The following is a 20300-nucleotide window of genomic DNA, read 5'->3' on the forward strand; positions in this document are numbered from 1 at the left end:
GTATGAAAATAAACCATTTCCTAATCGTCGCAGGCCTGTTGCTCACCACAGCGGTTGCCCGGGCGGGTGATAAGCCGGACTACGCGGTCAGCAACATCCCGGCCGAACTCCTGAAGAATGCCAATGCGGTTGTGCGTTGGGATGAGACGCGTTTCGAACTGACGGATATCGACCGGGCCAGGGAGATCCACCGGTATGCGATCACGATCCTGAACGAGCGGGGGGATGACCAGGCCGAATTTGCCGAATCCTACGATAAGCTCCATTCCATCGAGTCGGTGGAAGGAACCCTTTACGATGCGTCAGGCAAAAAGGTGCGAAGCCTGAAGAAAAGCGATCTTTCCGACTACAGTGGGTCGGGCGGCGGAAATCTGATCGTCGACGACCGGATCAAGGCGCATAATTTCTACTGCAAGATCTATCCTTACACGGTGGAATACCAGGTGGAGATAAAGTACTATTATACGATGTTCTTTCCTCGCTGGGTGCCGTTGAAGGATGAGCATGTCGCGGTGCAGGACAGCCGGATCGTCGTCATCTGTCCGGCGGAATATAAATTCCGGTACAAGGTTTTCAACTATACCCGCGAGCCGGTGGTGCAAACGGAAAAATCCACTACCAGCTACACCTGGACCCTTAACAACACTCCTGCCGTCGAAGAGGAATATGCCTCCCCGAGCTGGGCGGAGATGACGCCTACGGTCTTTCTGGGCCCGGATCAGTTTGCGGTGGAAGGGTATAAGGGCAATATGCAAAGCTGGCAGGATTTCGGAAAATTCGTGTATGCCTTAAAACAGGGCAAGGATGTTCTTCCCGACGCCGTCCGCCAGAAAGTGCACGAACTGGCCGATTCGGTACAGGATGTCCATGAAAAGATCCGCCGCCTGTATGAGTTCATGCAGGCCAACACCCATTATATCAGTATCCAGCTGGGCATCGGCGGCTGGCAGCCCTTTGACGCAAAATATGTGGCCGAAAAGAAATACGGGGATTGCAAGGCGCTTTCCAACTATATGTATTCGCTGTTGAAAGAGGCCGGGATCCCATCCTGCTACACGCTGGTGTCGGCGGGCGCGGGAGGCCATCATATGGTAGCGGATTTCCCTTCCTCGCAATTTAACCATGCCATTCTTTGCGTACCGCTGAAAGCCGATACCGTTTGGCTGGAATGCACCAGCCAGACCTTGCCGGCAGGCTATCTCAGCGGGTTCACGTCGGACCGGTATGTGTTGGTGGTGAATGAGGACGGCGGGAAGCTGGTACGTACTCCCAAGTACAAATTGAGCGATAACCTGGAGTCGCGCAGGACGATGGCCACGATCGATGCGGAAGGCAATCTCTCTGCGGTGATCAATACCAACTACCAGGCCGAGCAGATGGACGACCTGGAAGAAATGGTCACCTCGCTCTCCAAGGAAAAGTTGATGAAGATCCTGAAGTCGGAGTTGGACCTGCCCACCTATGACATCCGCAAATTCGATTATCGGGAAGTGAAATCGGCGATGCCGCACATTTATGAGAACCTGGACCTTGTCGCGCCCAATTATGCGCAGGTCAGCGGAAAGCGGCTTTTTGTGGCGCCTAATATCATCACTCGCTGGACGCGCCGGCTGGCCACGGAGGAGAACCGGAAATTCGATATCGTCCTCGATTATGAGTACCACGATGTGGATACCTGTGAGATCAGCCTGCCGGCGGGCTATCAGTCGGAATCCGTTCCTGCAGATGTGGACATCCGCACCAACTTCGGGCACTATCAGTGTACTGTAAAAGTCCAGGCCGATAAGCTGATCTACTATCGCAGTCTTGAAAAATATAGCGGCCGGTGGCCTGCAAAAACCTATGGCGACATGATGAAATTCTATGACCAGCTGTACAAATCCGATCATGCGCGGGTCGTGCTCGTGAAGAAGGAGTAGTGCCGGCTACTGGCACCCGCCGCCCACCGCTTCGCCGACCAGGTTGACCAGGCTTTGGTAGATGGGTTTCTTTTCAATAGCAGCGGCAGGTTTTTCCGTGATCAGGATCGCGGCATATCCCCGGCATTTGTCCAGGAAGGGGGCCGTTCCCAGCAGGTTGGGACAGCCAAGGATCGCACTGCCGCCCGTGCTGTTGGTCCCGCTGATATAGTTGCCGAGCCCAAATCTCACGCCGGTGAGCTCCCTGGGGAGATATTTGATCGGGAGTTCGGCGAGCTGTGACGTCTCCAGTTGTTCCACCGCCTTTTCGCTCAGAATGCGCTTGCCCTCGAACGTTCCCTTGTTGAGGAGCATCGTCAGGAAATTGATATAGTCGTTTGCCGTGGACTGGGCGCCGCCGGAGGGATTGGTGGCCCCGCCGTCCTGGTTGGCGAAGTTGGTGCCCCGCATCTTCAGCGGACCGGTTATCCGTTCGCGGATCAGCCGTTCGAAGGATTTTTTCGAAACGACTTCCAGCACTCGCGCGACGATATTGGGCCCCAGGTTGCTATAAAAGAACTCCGTGCCGGGATTGGTGGCGATATCGTGCTTGTTGGCGTAGGTATTGACCATGTCCTCCAGCGTCTCGAATTTTTGTTTGGCCAGCACGCTTGTCACACTCTGATCCGTCTTGATGCCTGTCGTATGCGTAAGACAGTTGCGGATCGTGATATATCCCTTCATGTATTTTCCAAACAGCGGAATATATTGGGTGACCTTGTCGTCCAGCGAGAGCTTTCCCTCGTCCACAAAGGTCATGACCAGGGCGGCGGTCATCCAGTTGGCCGCGCCGGCGATCGGGGCCGGGCTCTTGGCCGTAAAATCCTGGTTGGCCTGCTTTTGATAGATAACCTTTCCGTCCTTCACCACCAACATCACATACCCCCCGCCAAAGGCCTTTTGGTTTTGCTTAAGTAGCTGATCGACAGCATCAAAAGATGATTGAGAAAAGCCATGCAGACAGATTAACAGGATAAGCGTGAACAAACTGAATCGCCGGCAGTTTAGTGGGGATTTGTATGACATAATAGCTGGATTGAGGTCGTGGTTTGGATTTTGCAACACAAGTTTACTATTTATTAATTAAAAAGGGAAACCATATAAATCTATGAACCTGAATAATTTCACAATCAAAGCCCAGGAGGCGATCGCAAGATCCCAGCAACTGGCTTTCGACGGTTCAAACCCAACCATAGATACGGATCATCTTCTGAAGGCGTTGCTCAAGGAAGAGGATTCCCTGGTGGAGTTTCTGCTGAAGAAGAATAATGTGAACGTGGCTTTTGTAGAAAGCAAACTGGACGAGATGCTACAGAAACTCCCGAAGGTAAGTGGTGGAGAACCCGCACAGGCCATCAGCCGGGATATGAACAATGTAATCCTTCGCGCTGGCAGCGATCTGAAGCAATTTGGCGATGAGTTTGTCAGCGTTGAACATCTTCTGATGGGAATGGTCCAGGGGAACGACAATACGGCCAAACTGCTGAAAGACGCCGGACTAACGGAAAAGGGGCTGGTCACCGCGATCAAGGATCTGCGGAAGGGCTCCACGGTCGACAGCCAGACGACGCAGGCCACTTTCAATGCCCTGAACAAATATGCCAAGGACCTTAATGAACTGGCCCGTCAGGGTAAGCTCGACCCGGTGATCGGGCGGGATGAAGAGATCAGAAGGACGCTGCATATCCTGTCGCGCCGCAGCAAGAACAATCCCATCCTCGTCGGGGAACCCGGGGTGGGTAAGACCGCAATTGCCGAGGGCCTTGCGCATCGGATCGTAAACGGCGATGTGCCGGAGAACCTGCGCTCGAAGATTATCTATGCCCTCGATTTGGGCCAGCTGATCGCCGGCGCCAAGTACAAGGGTGAATTTGAAGAGAGATTGAAAAGTGTGATAAAAGAAGTCGCCGGCAGTGATGGGGAGATCGTGCTTTTTATCGATGAGATCCATACGCTGGTCGGCGCGGGTGGCGGTGAGGGGGCAATGGATGCCGCCAATATCCTGAAGCCGGCCCTGGCGCGCGGGGAACTGCGGGCCATCGGTGCGACCACGTTGAATGAATACCAGAAATTTTTTGAGAAGGATAAGGCGCTGGAACGCCGTTTCCAGAAAATTTTGATCGACGAACCGAGTGTCGACGATGCGATCTCGATCCTTCGGGGATTGAAGGATCGCTATGAGACCCACCATCACGTGCGGATCAAGGATGAGGCGATCATCGCCGCCGTGGAATTGTCACACCGGTATATAACCGACCGGTTCCTGCCCGACAAGGCCATCGACCTGATCGATGAAAGCGCCGCCAAGCTCCGGCTGGAGATGAACTCCATGCCCGAGGAACTGGACCGGCTGGAACGGTCTATCCGGCAGCTGGAGATCGAACGCGAGGCTATCAAGCGCGAAAAGGACGAGGAAAAATTGCGTGAGCTGAGTGCCGAGATCGGCAATCTCAGTGTGGAGCGGGATACGTTAATGGCCAAGTGGAAACAGGAGAAAGAACTGGTGGAAAAGGTACAGAATGCCAAGGCGGCCATCGAGAATCTCAAATTAGCCGCCGAGAGGGCCGAACGGGAAGGGCAATATGGCCAGGTAGCGGAGATCCGTTACGGAAAGATCAAGGAGCAGGAGAAGATCATCGACGATTATTCGGGAAGACTGGCCGGCATCAGTGCCAATTCCCGGCTGATGAAGGAGGAAGTGGATGCGGAAGATATCGCCGAAGCCGTCGCCAAGGCGACCGGTATCCCCGTCTCGAAAATGTTGCAAAGCGAAAAGGAGAAGCTGCTCAACCTGGAAGACGAACTGCACAAGCGGGTAGTGGGCCAGGATGAGGCGATAACGGCGGTTGCCGATGCGATCCGGCGGAGCCGGGCTGGTCTGCAGGACCCGAAACGGCCGATCGGATCGTTTATCTTTCTGGGTACGACCGGTGTCGGTAAGACCGAACTGGCCAAGGCCCTGGCGGAATACCTCTTTGATGACGAAGGCATGATTACCCGGATCGACATGAGCGAATACCAGGAGAAACATGCGGTGAGCCGGTTGGTCGGCGCCCCTCCCGGCTATGTCGGTTATGACGAAGGCGGCCAGCTGACCGAAGCCGTCCGGCGCAAACCCTATTCCGTCGTCCTGCTGGATGAGATCGAAAAGGCCCACCCGGATGTCTTCAATATCCTGCTGCAGGTGCTGGATGACGGCCGGTTGACCGATAACAAGGGCAGGGTTGTCAACTTCAAGAATACGATCATCATTATGACCAGCAATATGGGCAGCCAGATCATCCAGGCCAACTTCGAGAATGTGACCGAAAGGAGCCGCGAAGAGGTGATGGACAAGACCAGGCTGGAAGTGACCGACCTGCTCCGGCAGACCATCCGGCCCGAGTTTCTCAACCGGATCGATGAGACTATCCTGTTCCAACCCCTGTTGAAGGGTGAAATAAGGGGAATCATCCGGATCCAGCTGGACGGCCTGCGTCGCCTGGTGGCGAAAAACGGGATCAACCTGCAGTTCAGCGACTATGCGATCGATTACCTGGCGGAGAACGGGTTCGACCCGCAGTTCGGCGCCCGGCCGTTGAAGCGGCTGATCCAGAAGGAGATTGTTAACCAGTTGAGTAAGAAGATATTGGCCGGTGATGTCGATCGGACTTCGCCCGTGCTGGTAGATGTTTTTGACGGGGTAGTGGTCTTCCGGAACGAGCATCCGCATGCGGAAAGTCCGGCCTGGCATAAATAAACATAAATAAATGTCATTATGGCCGAACCAATCGATCAGTGGGCTGTTAAGATAAAATAATGAAAGCAAAAGACGTAGTTGAGATCATTCCTACGAAGGATGTTTTCGTGGGTGATCCAAAAGCCCCCGTAACCCTAATGGAATACGGGGATTATGAAAGTGAGGCCTGTGCCAAGGTTAATGAGGTGATTGGGAAGCTCCTGGAGCATTATGAGGGAAAATTGAGGTTCAATTTCCGGCATTTTCCGCTCACCAAGATCCATCAGCATGCCATGAAGGCGGCCGAAGCGTCGTTGGGGGCCGCCCAGGAAGGCAAGTTCTGGGAGATGCACAATACGCTGTTTGCGCATCGGCGCCGTTTGGGTGCGATCAGCCTCCGGGAATATGCGAAAGACTGTGGAGTCGTGAACAAGAAATTCCTGGATAACCTGGTCAATTCAACGTATGGCTGGCAGGTGAGGAGCGATCTGCTGGAGGGACTCAACAAAGGGGTGCGGGATGTTCCGGCCTTCTTTATCAATGGAGTCCTTTTCACCGGGAAACCAACCTTTGAGAATCTCCGCAAGGGGATCGAGGAAGCCCTGAAACAAAAAAGGAAACGAGCATAGGATAAGGTTTAAAAAAAAGCCCCGCAGCCGCGGGGCTTTTTTTTATATTCGGGTAATGATCAGGTTCAAGACGAAGATATTACAGTTCAAGGAGCGGATGGGCGAGAAGACCGGCTGGTCCTATATCAAGGTACCTGCGAAGCTGGCCCAGCAACTAAAGCCGGACAACAAGAAATCCTTTCGGGTAAAGGGGATGCTGGATGATCATCCAATCGGCGGGATGGCGCTGATCCCGATGGGCGAGGGAGATTTTATCCTCGCGTTGAAGGCGTCGATCCGTAAGGCGATCCGTAAGCAGGCCGGCGACACCCTCGAAGTGCAGTTCGAAGTGGATAAGAAGGAGATCGTCCCGCCCAAGGAACTGCTCGAATGCCTGTCCGATGAGCCCGGGGCACAGAAGGTCTTCAGGGCCCTGCCCAAATCCCATCAGAACTGGTATGGCAATTGGGTCAAAGGTGCGAAAACGGAGGGAACACGCACCCGGCGGATCGCGCATATCGTGGATGCCCTGTTGAAGGGAATGGACTTTACCCAGATGATGCGGGCTTATGGCGAGAAGACCAAGGCGTTGAAAGATGACCGGTAGACCGCTCGCGGTGCGCCTGGCCGGTAGGCCGCCCATCGGCCGCCCGGCATTGCCAAAACGGTATGGTTTTTTCCGTTTTGGAATGGTTTGGCCGGGAGCCGTTTGCGGTCTTTCCGGCGCGTAAGGGGAGCCAATGCCCTGGCACCAAGGGTTTGGAGCAGCGGCTCCGCGTTAGGATTTATCGGGTACATTTTTTGCCTGTGGGGCCCGCTATGGACCCAAGCCATTCAAAAAAGATCTCCACCGCAGGGCTTCTCATCACATTAGGTATCATTTTCGGCGATATTGGTACTTCTCCCCTCTATACTTTTCAGACGATCCTGCTGGAAGGCGGAAAGATCACGGAAGAATTGGTCCTGGGCGCCATCTCCTGTGTTTTCTGGACGCTGACCCTGCAAACCACCTTCAAATATGTTTTCATCACCCTCCGGGCCGATAATAAAGGAGAGGGTGGAGTATTCTCCCTCTATGCGCTGGTGCGCCGTTATGGAAAAAGATTGGTCTTTCCGGCCATCATCGGGGCGGGCACGTTGCTGGCAGACGGGATCATCACCCCGCCGATCTCCGTCACTTCGGCCATCGAAGGGTTGAACCTTGTCCCCGGTTTCGAGCATGTTATCGTTCCGGGTAACAACCTGGTCGTCGAGGTCGTGCTGGTGATCCTGCTGCTGCTCTTCGTTTTCCAGCGATTCGGCACCAAGGTGGTGGGCGGTTCCTTCGGGCCCATCATGTTCGTGTGGTTCAGCATGCTGGCCATCCTGGGGATCAACCAGCTTATTCAACACCCGCTGGTGTTAAGGGCGCTCAGCCCGCATTATGGGCTGGAATTGCTGATCCGTCATCCCAGGGGCTTCTGGTTGCTGGGGGCCGTTTTTCTTTGTACGACGGGGGCGGAAGCCCTGTACAGCGATCTGGGTCACTGCGGGCGGAAGAACATCCAGGTGTCCTGGATCTTTGTGAAATGCTGCCTCGTGCTGAACTATCTCGGTCAGGGCGCATGGGTGCTGCTGCAGCATAAGGACGGCCTGGGTGGCGTCAACCCCTTCTTTATGATCGTTCCGCACTGGTTCCTCATCCCCAGCGTGTTCATCGCCACCGCGGCTTCGATCATCGCCAGCCAGGCATTGATCAGCGGGAGCTTTACCCTGATCAACGAAGCCATCAGCCTCAATTTCTGGCCCAAGGTGACCGTCAAATTCCCGACGGATATTCGCGGACAGATCTATATCCCCAGTATCAACTGGATCCTGTGTCTCGGCTGTTTTCTTGTCGTGCTGTATTTTCGAACGGTGGAGGCCATGACGGCCGCCTATGGGTTCTCGATCACGGTGGCGATGCTGATGACGACGATCCTGATGTATCAGTTCCTCCGGCGGAAAAAGCATTTGCCGTTGTGGGTAGTCATCCCCATCGTCGTCGTCTTTATCAGCGTGGAGGGTTCGTTCTTTGTCGCCAACGCGGTGAAGATCGTGAAGCGGCTTTTCTTCCTGGTCTTTGAGTTCGGGCTCATCTTCACCATGTATATCTGGTACAATGCCCGGAAGATAAACAACCGCTTCCTGAATTTTATCGATCTGAAGGAACATCTCCCGTTGCTGGAAGCACTTAGCAAGGATGAGTCCGTTCCGAAATTCTCCTCCCATCTTATCTACCTGACCAAGGCCAACCGCGCGAACCAGATCGAAGAGAAGGTGCTTTATTCCATCTTCAGCCATAATCCAAAACGGGCGGATGTGTACTGGTTCGTGCATATCGAGCGAACCGACGAACCCTATACGATGGAATACGGCGTGGAAGAACTGATGAACGACAAGGTCATCCGTGTCGAGTTCCGGCTGGGCTTCCGCGTACAGCAGCGTGTCAGCCTGATGTTCCGCAAGGTGGTCATGGAGATGATCTGCAATAAGGAGCTGGATATCGTCAGCCGTTATCCTTCGCTGAAGAAACATAATATCGCCGAAGATTTCAGATTCGTCATCCTGGAGAAATTTCTCTCCTATGACAACGAGTTTTCGGTGCGCGACGGTTTTATCCTCAACAGCTATTTCAGCCTGAAAAAGCTGGCGCTGGCCGAAGAAAAGGCGTTTGGCCTGGACTCCAGTGAGACCCTTGTCGAAAAGCTGCCGTTAGTGGTGGCTCCGGTGACGAAGATCAATCTCCACCGGGCTTATTATAGGATACACCATTGATGCGTACCTCATGGAAATGGATATTGCGGGCTTCTGTTGTGACGATGGCCTTACCCGAAGTGATCTCCACATTGTCAAAGTAAATGGCGCTTACCGGCATCTGCGGCAGACCCGTGATCGAAATAGCGGTGGCCGCGCCCTGGCAGCGAATACGGCTGAGATGAAAGTCCCGGAACTCGGGTGTTTTGTCGGTGGGGTGATCGTTCTTTCGGGTGGCGCCCGCGGGCACATCCTCATAGTAGGTGTCGAACAGCACCGCCTCGCGAACGATATCCCGCATTGCGATATCCTGGATAAAGATATCGTGCGCCAATCCGCCGCGACCCATATTGCTTTTGAACCGCAGACCGACATCGGTGCCGATGAAGTGACAGTCGGCCACGTAGATATTGCGCATGCCGCCATCGGTGTTGCTGCCGATGACGAAGCCGCCATGGGCCCGGTAAACGGTGCAGCCTGCCACGATGATATCCTCGAGCGCCGGACCGTCGGGCGACGCGCCGCTTGACTTCATGCAGATGCCGTCATCCCCGGCATTTACCGTGCAGGCATATATGATGACGCGCTTGCAGGCGCTGATATCGATGCCGTCACCGTTCTGAGCCCACCAGTCATTGAGAATATGAGCGTGGTCAAGTGTGATATCGGTACAATGGCTGGGATAGAAAACGAATTTGGGGGAATTGCGGAGTGTGACACCCTCGATGCGGATGCCGTGGCAATTGCTGAAGGCCACCATGTAGGGGCGATGTGAATCGTTCTCCATGCATTCGCGGCCTGGCCACCAGATCTGACCATCGGGGCTGAGGACCCCGCCGGAACGGAGTAACTCCTGCCATTGGGCATCCGTCATTTTGCTTTTCTTTACCGGGCGCCAGCTTTCTCCGGCCCCATCCATCACTCCTTCGCCCGTGATGGCGATATTTTCCTGCCCATTGGAGTACACGGGTGAGGCGATGGCGCCTTTGTTGCCGATGGTCGGATATAACGTGTGGTCGGAACTGAACTGCACCAGGGCATCCTTCTTCAGGAGAAGGTCGACATTGCTGAGCAATTCGATCGGTCCCGTCAGCCACCGGCCGGCCGGAACGACGACGGAGCCGCCTCCTGCCGCCGAGCAGGCTTTTATCGCCTGTTGGAATGCGGCGGTGTTCAGCGTTTTCCCATTTCCGATAGCCCCATAGTTTGTGATCAAAAACTCCCGCTGAGGAAAGGCCACCTGTGCCACCTTAGGACTGGCGAAAGGGGTGTGGGTGAGATACCAGGAAAGATCGTGCGGAGGTTCCTGTGCAAGCGTGGTCTGCGTATAGCCGGTTATGGGGGTTGCGCCCAGGAGCATGCCGGCAAGTACGATCGGTTTGAATCGAAGCATAGACGTCCAAATTAACCTATTGCCGCCTCCGGTAAAAAATTAGTTACGGAAACGTTCCCGGGAACCTTTATCTTTGGCTGAGATGCGCGCGGGCCGTGGCTTTTATCCCTTCTTCATAGGAGGTAGGGTGGAAACCATAGGCTTTTTCAAACTTCGACGAATCGAACAGGTAGTCGAACTGATATTGATACAGCATCTCGTACAGTTCTTTTGTCGTTACGTCAAAAACCCCACCCAGCCGGACCATCCACCCCGGCAAGATCTTGTAACGGTTATCCTTACCCAGCTCTGTGGCTACCCTTTTAATAAATTCCGCTCCCGTAAGGGCGGGTGCGGCCGTCGGCAGATGCCAGACCTGGTTCCAGGAGTTGTCGTCCAGTGCCAGCAACGCCAGTGCTTTCGCTGCATCCGGCGTATAGGTAAAGGAGTGGGCAACTCCGGCGTTCGCCATCCATTGCGCCGCCTGACCCTTCAACAATCTTTGAAAGACGAGTATATCGGGTACGCTTGTCCTGCCGGTGCCCGGACCATAAAAATCGGCCGCGCGGGCGATGGTGGCCGTGAGATTGCCCTTGCGCACCTCGCTCATCAGCCGGGTGGCGATCCGGGCCCGCAGGTCGCCCTTGCGGCTGGAAGGATCATAGGGGGTATCCTCGGTCATCGGCCCATCGACCTTACCGTACATATAAACATTATCGAAGAAGATGAGCTTTGCTCCGGCGGCCTTACAGGCTTCTATCTGGTTGTCCATGATCATTGGCCACTGTTGCCGCCAGAGAGAATAGTCGTACTTGAGCCCGATGCAACAATAGACTACGGACGAACCGCTGATGGCCTGCAGTGCCTGGTCGGGTTGGGTAATGTCGGCTGCGACGCTTGTGGCGCCGGGTCTTTCGATGGGGCGGCGGGATACAAGCCGAACGGGAATGCCGCGGGTGGTAAGTTCGGTTGTCAGGATATCGGCGATAGCGCCACCTGCGCCAAGGATGGTATGGATCGACATGGATAACGAATTTTTGTATAAAGATAACCCGGTATAGGTTTTTTTAAACGGGCTTTTTGCACAAAATATTGTTATATAGATGTTTACATAGATATGAGGTTAAGATTTGATTAAACGTTTGTTTAATTCAAACGTTTGTTTAACTTTGGGCCCGCAATTAACAGATGCAGAACTGCTTTTCTATTGTATAAATAGGGGTATTTCCATCAACGGCCGGGAGCATCCGGTGAAAACTAACGAATTTTGCCATCGCGATCACCTTACCATTCATATTATATGAAGCGAATACTCATCAGCAGTGGATTTAGTTTTCTTGTTCTTTTCGCGAACGCTCAAACAGGTGTTAAGAGAGCTCCGGATACCTTGTCCGACGCGACCTTGCAGGCTTGCGTACAATTTGCCCTTAAACATTACCCGCTGGTCCAGCAGGCCCTGTTGGATGAACAGATCACCGACCGGCAGATCAAGAGCAAGCTGGCAGACTGGTATCCGCAGGTCGATCTCAACGCAAACTATCAGAATAATTTTCAGCTGCCCGCGGTGGCTTTTGCGGGGCAGACCGTAAGAAGCGGCACGTACAACACCTCGACGGTGGGTTTCGCGCTAACGCAAAATCTTTTCACGCGGGACGTGTTGTTGGCGGCGAGGACGAAGGGTGACGTCATGAACAGTGTCCGGCAGACGACGGTGAGCGACAAGATCGATGTGACGGTGAATGTCAGCAAGGCCTTTTATGATGTCCTGCTCACCGAGAAGCAGATCGATGTCCTTGCCGATGACATCGTCCGGCTGGAGCGCAACTACAAGGATGCCTATAATCAATATCGCGGCGGGCTCGTCGATAAGACCGACTACAAACGCGCCACGATCTCGCTCAATAATAGCATGGCCGAGAAAAAGACCGACGAGGAGGCACTCAAGGCCAAGTATGCGGCCCTGAAGCAACTGATGGGTTATACCGCGCCCGACTCGCTGCATCTCGTCTATGACAGCGCCCAGATGGAATCCGAGGTCTATATCGATACGCTGACGCCGATGGACTATTCCAAACGCATCGAGTATCAGCAATTGATGACTCAGAAACGACTGCAACAGGCTGATGTAAAATACCAGAAATGGGCCTATTTCCCCACGGTGACGGCGGGTGCGGGGTATAATCTGAACTATCTGAACAGCAGGTTCGGTCCGTTATATAAGGACAATTTCCCCAATTCTTACGCCGGATTGCAGGTAGCCTTCCCCATCTTCCAGGGGACGAAGCGGCAGCAGAATATCCGGATCGCGGAACTGCAGCTTACCCGGATCGACTGGGACATGATCAACCTGCAAACCGCGATCAGCACGCAATATACCGAGGCGATGGCCATCTATAAAAGCAATTTGAACAACTATCATGTGCTGCGCGAGAACCTCGATCTGGCGCGGGATGTCTTCAACACCATCGAGCTGCAATACCGTTCGGGTGTGAAGGCCTATCTCGAACTGATCACCGCCGAAACCGACCTGCGAACGGCGCAGGTAAACTACAGCAATGCCCTCTACCTGGTGTTGAGCAGCAAGCTGGATGTACAAAAAGCGTTGGGCATCATAACTTATTAATTATACAGGATAAATCACCTATTTATATGAGAAATAGCTTACAATGGATTGGTTTTATGTCGGTCGTCCTTTCGCTGGGCCTTGCATCCTGCGGTGACAGCAAGCCCACGGGGCCGCAGGCGCCTCCACCGGCTACGGTGGATGTCTATACCGTGGCGCCGGGCAATGCCACGTATTTTGAATCCTACCCCGGGACGGCCACCCCGCTGAACCAGGTGGATATCAAGCCGCAGGTCGCCGGCAATATCATCGGCATCTATTTCAAGGATGGGCAGGAAGTGAAGCGCGGGCAGAAACTATACGAGATCGATCAGCAACAATATAAGGCCGCCGTCGAGGCTGCCGTCGCCAACCTGAACGTCGCCAAGGCCAATCTGGCCAAGTCGCAGCAGGATGCCGATCGTTACGAGGATCTGGCCAAGCAGGACGCCATCGCCAAACAGGTGCTGGATCATCAGCGTGCCGATCTGGAATCGTCCAAGCGCCAGGTGGACGCCGCACAGGCCAATGTCGCCAGCGTCGAGACCAACCTGAAATACTCCGTGATCAATGCTCCTTTCAACGGGACCATCGGTATTTCGCAGGTGAAGGTCGGTACATCGGTCTATCCGCAGACGCTGCTCAACTCGGTGAGCACCGATGACCCGATGGCCGTCGACATTGCCATCGATCAGGCGGAGATCCCCAAATTCACGCATTATTTCGGTCAGGGCTCGAAGCCAAAGGATTCGATCTTTACCGCAGTATTGCCCGATGGGTCGATCTATGCCTATCCGGGGTCACTTTATTTATTAGACAGGTCGGTCGATCCCACTACGGGAACCCTGAAGGCAAGGATCACGTTCGCCAATCCGAAGAATGAGCTGAAGGCCGGGCTGACGACCAATATCCGGGTAAAACACGATGCCGGCGACAGTAGCCTGCTGATCCCTTACAAGGCGGTCGTCGAAACCCTGGGTGAATATTTCGTATTCGTGGTGGAGAACGGGCATGCTCTGCAGCGCAAGGTCACGCTGGGAACCAAGATCACGGATAAGATCGTCATCAGAAACGGGCTGAAAGCCGGTGACCAGGTGGTCATCAATGGAGTACAGAAACTCCGCGACAGCAGTGCGGTTGCCGTAGGCGCGCCAAAAGCGCCCGCAGGCAGCGCCGGAAAATAGATAGCGAATGGAACCAACTCAAAAATAACTCGGAATGAAGTCTTCAAACGTATTTCTCAGGAGGTCGGTAACGGCCATAGTGATCTCGCTGGTGATCCTGCTGGTGGGAACCCTGGCCATCCTGAACATGCCGGTCAGCCAATATCCCGATATCACGCCGCCAACGGTACAGATCACCAGTAACTTCACCGGCGCCGATGCTCAGACGGTCGAACAGACGACGACCACCGCGATCGAGACCCAGGTCAATGGGGTCCCCGGGATCGCTTATATGCAAAGTAACAGCGCCAACAACGGGAACTCCCAGATCACCGCGACCCTCAATATCGGCGCCGACCCCAATATCGTTGCCCTCGATATCCAAAACCGCGTGGGCATCGCGACCCCCACCTTGCCGCAACAGGTACAGCGGCTGGGGATCACCACCCTGAAACGTAACCCGGCGATTCTGATGCTGGTGGCGATCTATTCGCCCAAACACACTCATAGCGTTCCTTTCATGGATAACTATGCCAATATCTATTTGCGGGACGTACTGCTGCGGTCGCCGGGGGTAGGGGATGTGTTCAGCCGTGCCGATAACTTCAGTATGCGGGTCTGGCTGAAGACCGATAAACTGGCGCAGCTGGGACTGACGGTGAATGATGTCCAGAACGCCATCAACGAGCAGAACCTTCAGGTTGCCGCGGGTTCGGTCGGCGCACCGCCGCAGAACTCCTCCTCCGCTTTTGAGTTTACCGTCTTTACCAATAGCCGGCTGACCACCGAACAGCAGTTCGGCGACATCGTTATCCGGAGCAATCCCAAAGACAACTCCATCGTCTACCTGAAAGATATTGCCCGGGTCCAACTGGGCAAGGTGAGCTACACCGCCAACTCCTTTGTGGATGGGAACCGGGCTTCCTATCTCCTCGTGTACCAGGCGCCGGGCAGCAATGCGCTTGCTACGGCCGAAGGGGTGTACAAAGCCCTCGTGGACGCAAAAAAATATTTTCCGGCGGATGTGGAATATACAGTCCCCTTCGAATCGGTGTCGGTTGTAAAAGTGTCTATCGATGATGTAGTGCACACCTTGCTGATCGCGTTGGGACTGGTGACGTTGGTCGTGTTCATCTTCCTGCAGAACTGGCGGTCCACGCTGATCCCGGTCCTGGCTATCCCGGTGGCGATCATCGGTACCTTTATCTTTTTCATTCCGCTCGGCTTTACGATCAACACCCTGACGATGTTCGGCTTCGTGCTCGCCATCGGGATCGTGGTGGATGACGCCATCGTGGTGGTGGAAGCGGTACAACACTATATCGATACGGAACATCTTTCGCCAAAAGAGGCTACCGCCCGGGCTATCGCGGATATCTCCGGTCCGGTTATCGCCATCGCGCTGATCCTTGCGGCGGTGTTCGTGCCGGTTGGTTTTATCCCCGGGATCGTCGGCCGGCTGTACCAGCAGTTTGCCATCACCATCGCGATCTCGGTGCTGATCTCGGCTTTTGTGGCCCTCTCGCTGACGCCTGCCCTCTGTATGCTGCTGCTGAAAGAGCATCATGTCGGTAAGGAGGCCAAAGGGCTCGATAAGGTATTTTTCAAGTTCAACCAATGGTTCGACCGCTTCAGCCTTCGCTACACCCTCGGGGTAAAAGGCTGGATCAAACGTGCTCCATTGGTGATCGTGCTGCTCGCCTGTATCTGTGTGGGCGACTATTTCCTGTTCAAGAACAAGCCGACGGGCTTTATCCCCACCGAGGACGATGGTCGCGTCTATATCTCCTTTGAGATCCCCGAGGCCGGTTCCACCACGCGGGCGATCGCGGTCCTGGACAGCATTCAGCATATGGCGCAAACCGTTCCCGGCGTTCTGCACACCGCGGCCCTGGGTGGATTGAACATCCTGACCTTTGGTTCCAAATCCAATGCGGGTAGTATTTTCGTCCAGTTCAAACCCTGGGATCAGCGGGAGAAGAAAAGCGAGCAGCTGTATGGCATCATCGCCGAAATGCAGAAGCGCTTCTCGAAGATAAAGGAAGCCCGGATCGTCGTTATCCCGCCCCCGGCGATCCCCGGCCTGGGTAATGCCGGCGGTTTCAGTATCCAGATCGAGCAACGACAGTCGAACGATGACATCAAGACCTTCGAGCGAGTCGTGAACCAATTCGTCGCCGAGGCGAATAAGCAGCCGGAGATCGGCAGCGCCTTCACCTTCTTCGGCGCGCACACGCCGGGCTACCAGGTGGATGTCGATCGCGACAAAGCCAAAAAGCTGGGGCTCAACCTGGCCGATGTCTATAACACGATGCAGATGTATATGGGCAGCACTTATATCAACCAGTTGACCATCTATGGCCGTAACTTCTATGTCGTGGCGCAGGCGGATACCAATTTCCGCACCGATATCAGAAGCTTCGACAAATATTATGTGAAGAACAATACGGGGCAGATGATCCCGCTGAGCACCATCATCAGTTTCCACTCGACGGAAAGCGCGCCGCTGATCTCGCACTTCAATATCTATCGCAGCGCCGAGGTCGACGGGGGCGCCAAGCCCGGCTTTAGCAGCGGTCAGGCCATCGAGGCCCTGCAACGGGTGGCGGCCAAGACGCTGCCGGAAGGCTATGGCTATGACTGGTCGGGTCTGAGCCTGCAGGAGATCAAGTCGGGGAACAGCGCGGCCTATATTTTCGCGCTATCCATCGTCTTTGTGTTTCTCTTCCTGGCGGCCTTGTACGAGAGCTGGGCGGTGCCCTTCTCGGTTCTGCTGGCGGTTCCCATTGGGGTATTTGGAGCCATCCTGACCCTGACCTTTAAAACCGCGCTGACCAATAACGTCTATGCACAGATCGGTTTGATCACCCTGATCGGGTTGTCCGCAAAGAACGCCATCCTGATCGTGGAGTTTGCCAAAGAACGCGTCGATCGCGGCATGGGTGTCGTCCCGGCAACCCTGGACGCGGTGCGGCTACGGCTTCGCCCGATCCTCATGACCTCCATCGCCTTCCTGCTCGGGGTACTACCCCTGGCGGTGGCCTCCGGGGCTTCCTCGGTGGCGAGAAATACCATCGGCTGGACGGTATTGGGTGGGATGTTTGCCGCTACCTCGCTGGCAATCTTTATCGTGCCGGTGTTGTTCGTGGTGATCACCCGGCTCACCTATGGAAAGAAGAAATTGGAAGATCTTAGGAATCAAGAATACAAGCTGGCAGAGTAAGCGATCGGCTATGACTAACAGCATAAGCTCACCCTTGCGGGGTGGGCTTATTTGTTTTATTCGGAGCGCAGACTGTTGATCGGGTTGGCATTTGCTGCCCGGATGGCCCGGAAGCTTACCGTCACCAGCGTGATCAGCATGGCCAGCATTCCGGCCAGGAAAAACACCCACCACCCGATGGTAATGCGGTAGGCGAAGTCCTGCAGCCATTTGTTCATCCCCCACCATGCCAGGGGAGCGGCAATCCCGAAGGCCAGGCCCACCAGCCGGAGGAAATCCTTTGACAGGAGGGCGACCACGCTGGCGGTATTGGCGCCGAGGACCTTTCGGATGCCGATCTCTTTTGTCCGCTGTTCGGCGGTAAAGGTGGCCAGGCCAAAGAGCCCGAGACAGGCCACGAAAATGGTCAGCCCGGCGAAGATGCCGAGGATGTGCGCGATATTCTGTTCGGCCTTGTAGGTATCCTGAAATCGTTCATCCAAAAAGCTAAAGGAAAAGGGCATCCGGGCCTTTTGGTCCGCCCACCGCTTTTGCAGGGTGGCGATGAGACCGGCGACATCTTTTGTCTTTGTCCGGATGATCAGCGAGCTGTTGTCATTCCCGCCAAGGGTCATCACCAGCGGGGTGATCATTTCCCGCAGGCTGCGGAAATGGAAGTCCTTTACGACGCCGATGACATGATAGACGGTCGCCGGGCGATCGGTGTTAGGTTCGGTGATCGTATGGCCGACGGCTTTGTCGTCCCAGCCGAAATTGCGGGCGGCCGTCTCGTTGATGACCATCGCTGCGCTGTCGGCCCCGAAGTCCCGGGAGAAGTTGCGGCCCCATTTCATTTCCATCCCCATGGTCGGAATATACCGGTCGTCCACCTGGTAACGCAGGGTATTGGCGAATTTATCACTGTGATTATCGGCATAGACGAGGAAGTTGTTGCCGTAGGAGGGACCGGCCGGCAGATAGCCCGAAGCCGTGACGCTGACGACCCGGGGATCCTGCGCCAGTTGTTGCCGGAACCAGGTCTGGGCGTCTCCCAGTGCCCAGGTATCCTGCACGATCAGCACCTGGTCGCGGTCATACCCCAATTTCTTATGCTGGATATAGGAAAGCTGCCGGTAGACGATGGCTGTACCGATGATCAGGCTGATCGAGATAAAAAACTGGAAGACGACCAGGCTGCTGCGCAGACCCGAGCTTCCCCGGCCGGACTTGAATAGGCCCTTTAGCACCGCGACCGGCCGGAAGGCGGAAAGAAAGAAGGCGGGATAGGCCCCGGCCAGCAATCCGGTCCCGATCGTAAACGCCAGCAGCACCGGCAGCAACCAGGGGAGGGCATCCCAGCCCAGGGCCAGATCTTGTCCGGCCAGCCGGCTGAAGGCGGGAAGACTAAGCCATACGAGTCCCAGGGCAATGACCATCGCCGCGGTCGTCAGCAACAGGGACTCGACCAGAAACTGGCTGACCAGCTGCCCGCGCATCGAACCCAGGACTTTACGAATGCCCACCTCTTTGGCCCGCTTCGTGGCGCCCGCCGTGCTCAGGTTCATAAAATTGATACAGGCAATCAGCAGCATAAAGACCGCTACCGCCCCGAGGATATAGACATACCGGATATCCCCCGGCGCTGAAATATCATTGGTAAAGTCGGAACGCAGGTGAATATCGACCAGGCGTTGAAGCGAAAACCCGATCTCGTTGCCATTGGCGCGAAACTGGGCGAGGGTGACGCCCATTCCTTTTTGCAGCTGAGGACCGATATATTTCTCCACCATCCCCGGAAGCTTTGCCTGCAGGGTCTTTATGTTATAGCCTTCGGGGAGCAGCAGGTAAGTAAAAAAGTTGGAGCTCATCCAGCTGGTTGACGTTGCCTCGGGGAGGCTGGACATGGATGCAAAACAATCGAAATGGAAATGCGAGTTCCCGGGAACTCCGTCGATGACTCCCGTCACGGTGAGGGCATGGTGGTCATCCGTAAAATCCAGCACCTTACCGATGGGGTTCTCGTTGCCGAAATATTTCTGCGCCACCGCCCGGGTGATCACGATGGTATAGGGTTGCACCAGCGCCGTGTTCGGATCGCCCTTTATGAGGGGGAGGGTAAAGACCCGGAAGAAGTTGGAGTCGACGAAAGCCAGCGCATCTTCCCGGAAGCTCCTGGTCCCATAGCTGATCCGGTGGATACCGACGGATTGCAGCCGGGTCGCTTCCAGGACTTCCGGAAAATCCTTCTTCATCGTCGCCGCGACGGGCGGCATCACGTTCGCCTCTTTTATCTCATGACCGTTCATATGCCCGCCGAAGATCACCCGGACGATCCGGTCGGCCTTGACGTTGTAACGGTCATAACTCCATTCATGCCGGATAAAGAGCAGGATCAGTAAACAGGTGGCGATGCCGATGGCAAGACCCAAAACATGGATGAGTGAAATGGCTTTATTCCGCCAGAGATTTCGGGCGGCGACTGTGAAGGACTTGTTGAACATGCGGATTGGTTTCTGCCTTGGACGTTCCTAATGCGATCCCGGTTTCAGGAGATGCCGGATTTTTATTGCTGACAGAATGACGGCTGCTATACTGGCGACCGGTCTCGCCGGGAGGGTAGGGAAGAGGTTGCCTGGGGTAGGGTTCGGCGGGTCGATCCATTCCTTTTTGTTTTCGTATTTTTATTGAGGTAGGATTTTCGTTTGCCAAAAGGTTTGGGTTTCCGGCCGTGGAACACCGAAAAATGGCCAAAAATAGCCTACTAAATAGGGTAGTAATTTTACAAACCAATTAACTAATTGTATTTTAATTAATTATAGTTGTTTATTTGCAATTTATATATAGAATAAGATGGCTGCTTTTTGCATTAAATGGCGCAAATCGCTAAAATAGAACAAAATTG

At 54.7% G+C, this 20300-nt stretch carries 12 protein-coding genes; 8 read left to right on the forward strand and 4 right to left on the reverse strand.

The features are described 5' to 3' along the window. Positions 1–2: 2 nt before the first annotated feature. Positions 3–1919, forward strand: coding sequence for a DUF3857 domain-containing transglutaminase family protein (locus VGM48_RS02365; RefSeq protein WP_331576106.1), 1917 nt, complete (start codon positions 3–5; stop codon positions 1917–1919). Between the two features lie 6 nt (positions 1920–1925). Here the strand turns inward: VGM48_RS02365 and VGM48_RS02370 are convergent, their stop codons facing one another. Then, complete coding sequence (locus tag VGM48_RS02370; RefSeq protein WP_331576107.1) at positions 1926–2984, reverse strand: serine hydrolase; 1059 nt, start codon at positions 2982–2984, stop codon at positions 1926–1928. Between the two features lie 82 nt (positions 2985–3066). Between VGM48_RS02370 and clpB the strand changes: the two genes are divergently transcribed. The 4 genes from clpB to VGM48_RS02390 all read left to right on the forward strand — a co-directional run bounded on the left by clpB (position 3067) and on the right by VGM48_RS02390 (position 9080). Further along, the gene (clpB, locus tag VGM48_RS02375; protein ID WP_331576108.1) at positions 3067–5697 is read left to right on the forward strand and encodes an ATP-dependent chaperone ClpB; all 2631 of its coding nucleotides are present in this window, start codon (positions 3067–3069) and stop codon (positions 5695–5697) included. A gap of 59 nt (positions 5698–5756) precedes the next feature. After that, a complete protein-coding gene (locus tag VGM48_RS02380; protein WP_331576109.1) occupies positions 5757–6305 on the forward strand; it encodes a DsbA family protein in 549 nt (182 codons plus the stop codon). A gap of 55 nt (positions 6306–6360) precedes the next feature. Next, entirely contained in the window at positions 6361–6891 is a 531-nt protein-coding gene (locus tag VGM48_RS02385) for a YdeI/OmpD-associated family protein (RefSeq protein WP_331576110.1), read from the forward strand. Positions 6892–7103: 212 nt separating this feature from the next. Further along, entirely contained in the window at positions 7104–9080 is a 1977-nt protein-coding gene (locus tag VGM48_RS02390) for a KUP/HAK/KT family potassium transporter (protein ID WP_331576111.1), read from the forward strand. On the opposite strand, the gene VGM48_RS02395 is transcribed toward VGM48_RS02390, so the two are convergent. Beyond that, entirely contained in the window at positions 9043–10452 is a 1410-nt protein-coding gene (locus VGM48_RS02395) for a glycoside hydrolase family 28 protein (RefSeq protein WP_331576112.1), read from the reverse strand. The two genes, VGM48_RS02390 and VGM48_RS02395, sit on opposite strands and share 38 nt — an antisense overlap. Positions 10453–10519: 67 nt before the next feature. Continuing rightward, on the reverse strand, positions 10520–11455 hold the full coding sequence (locus VGM48_RS02400) for an NAD-dependent epimerase/dehydratase family protein (RefSeq protein ID WP_331576113.1): 936 nt from the start codon (positions 11453–11455) through the stop codon (positions 10520–10522). A gap of 276 nt (positions 11456–11731) precedes the next feature. On the opposite strand from VGM48_RS02400, the gene VGM48_RS02405 reads away from it, so the two are divergent. The 3 genes from VGM48_RS02405 to VGM48_RS02415 are packed head-to-tail and all read left to right on the forward strand — an operon-like array spanning position 11732 to position 17419. Further along, on the forward strand, positions 11732–13054 hold the full coding sequence (locus tag VGM48_RS02405) for a TolC family protein (protein WP_331576114.1): 1323 nt from the start codon (positions 11732–11734) through the stop codon (positions 13052–13054). 26 nt (positions 13055–13080) lie between these two features. Beyond that, on the forward strand, positions 13081–14217 hold the full coding sequence (locus VGM48_RS02410; protein ID WP_331576115.1) for an efflux RND transporter periplasmic adaptor subunit: 1137 nt from the start codon (positions 13081–13083) through the stop codon (positions 14215–14217). Between the two features lie 34 nt (positions 14218–14251). Beyond that, positions 14252–17419 carry an efflux RND transporter permease subunit gene (locus VGM48_RS02415; RefSeq protein ID WP_331576116.1) on the forward strand — a complete coding sequence of 1056 codons (3168 nt, stop codon included), beginning with the start codon at positions 14252–14254 and terminating at the stop codon, positions 17417–17419. 56 nt (positions 17420–17475) lie between these two features. On the opposite strand, the gene VGM48_RS02420 is transcribed toward VGM48_RS02415, so the two are convergent. After that, a complete protein-coding gene (locus tag VGM48_RS02420; protein WP_331576117.1) occupies positions 17476–19899 on the reverse strand; it encodes an ABC transporter permease in 2424 nt (807 codons plus the stop codon). Positions 19900–20300: the final 401 nt, after the last annotated feature.

Origin of the sequence: Puia sp., assembly GCF_036500295.1 — a bacterium.
Lineage (GTDB): Bacteria > Bacteroidota > Bacteroidia > Chitinophagales > Chitinophagaceae > Puia.

Excerpts from the sequence above, each read along its gene's own strand:
- VGM48_RS02365 (WP_331576106.1), top strand. The coding sequence starts at position 3 with ATGAAAATAAACCATTTCCTAATCGTCGCAGGCCTGTTGCTCACCACA.
- VGM48_RS02370 (WP_331576107.1), bottom strand. The coding sequence starts at position 2,984 with ATGTCATACAAATCCCCACTAAACTGCCGGCGATTCAGTTTGTTCACG.
- clpB (WP_331576108.1), top strand. The coding sequence starts at position 3,067 with ATGAACCTGAATAATTTCACAATCAAAGCCCAGGAGGCGATCGCAAGA.
- VGM48_RS02380 (WP_331576109.1), top strand. The coding sequence starts at position 5,757 with ATGAAAGCAAAAGACGTAGTTGAGATCATTCCTACGAAGGATGTTTTC.
- VGM48_RS02385 (WP_331576110.1), top strand. The coding sequence starts at position 6,361 with ATGATCAGGTTCAAGACGAAGATATTACAGTTCAAGGAGCGGATGGGC.
- VGM48_RS02390 (WP_331576111.1), top strand. The coding sequence starts at position 7,104 with ATGGACCCAAGCCATTCAAAAAAGATCTCCACCGCAGGGCTTCTCATC.
- VGM48_RS02395 (WP_331576112.1), bottom strand. The coding sequence starts at position 10,452 with ATGCTTCGATTCAAACCGATCGTACTTGCCGGCATGCTCCTGGGCGCA.
- VGM48_RS02400 (WP_331576113.1), bottom strand. The coding sequence starts at position 11,455 with ATGTCGATCCATACCATCCTTGGCGCAGGTGGCGCTATCGCCGATATC.
- VGM48_RS02405 (WP_331576114.1), top strand. The coding sequence starts at position 11,732 with ATGAAGCGAATACTCATCAGCAGTGGATTTAGTTTTCTTGTTCTTTTC.
- VGM48_RS02410 (WP_331576115.1), top strand. The coding sequence starts at position 13,081 with ATGAGAAATAGCTTACAATGGATTGGTTTTATGTCGGTCGTCCTTTCG.
- VGM48_RS02415 (WP_331576116.1), top strand. The coding sequence starts at position 14,252 with ATGAAGTCTTCAAACGTATTTCTCAGGAGGTCGGTAACGGCCATAGTG.
- VGM48_RS02420 (WP_331576117.1), bottom strand. The coding sequence starts at position 19,899 with ATGTTCAACAAGTCCTTCACAGTCGCCGCCCGAAATCTCTGGCGGAAT.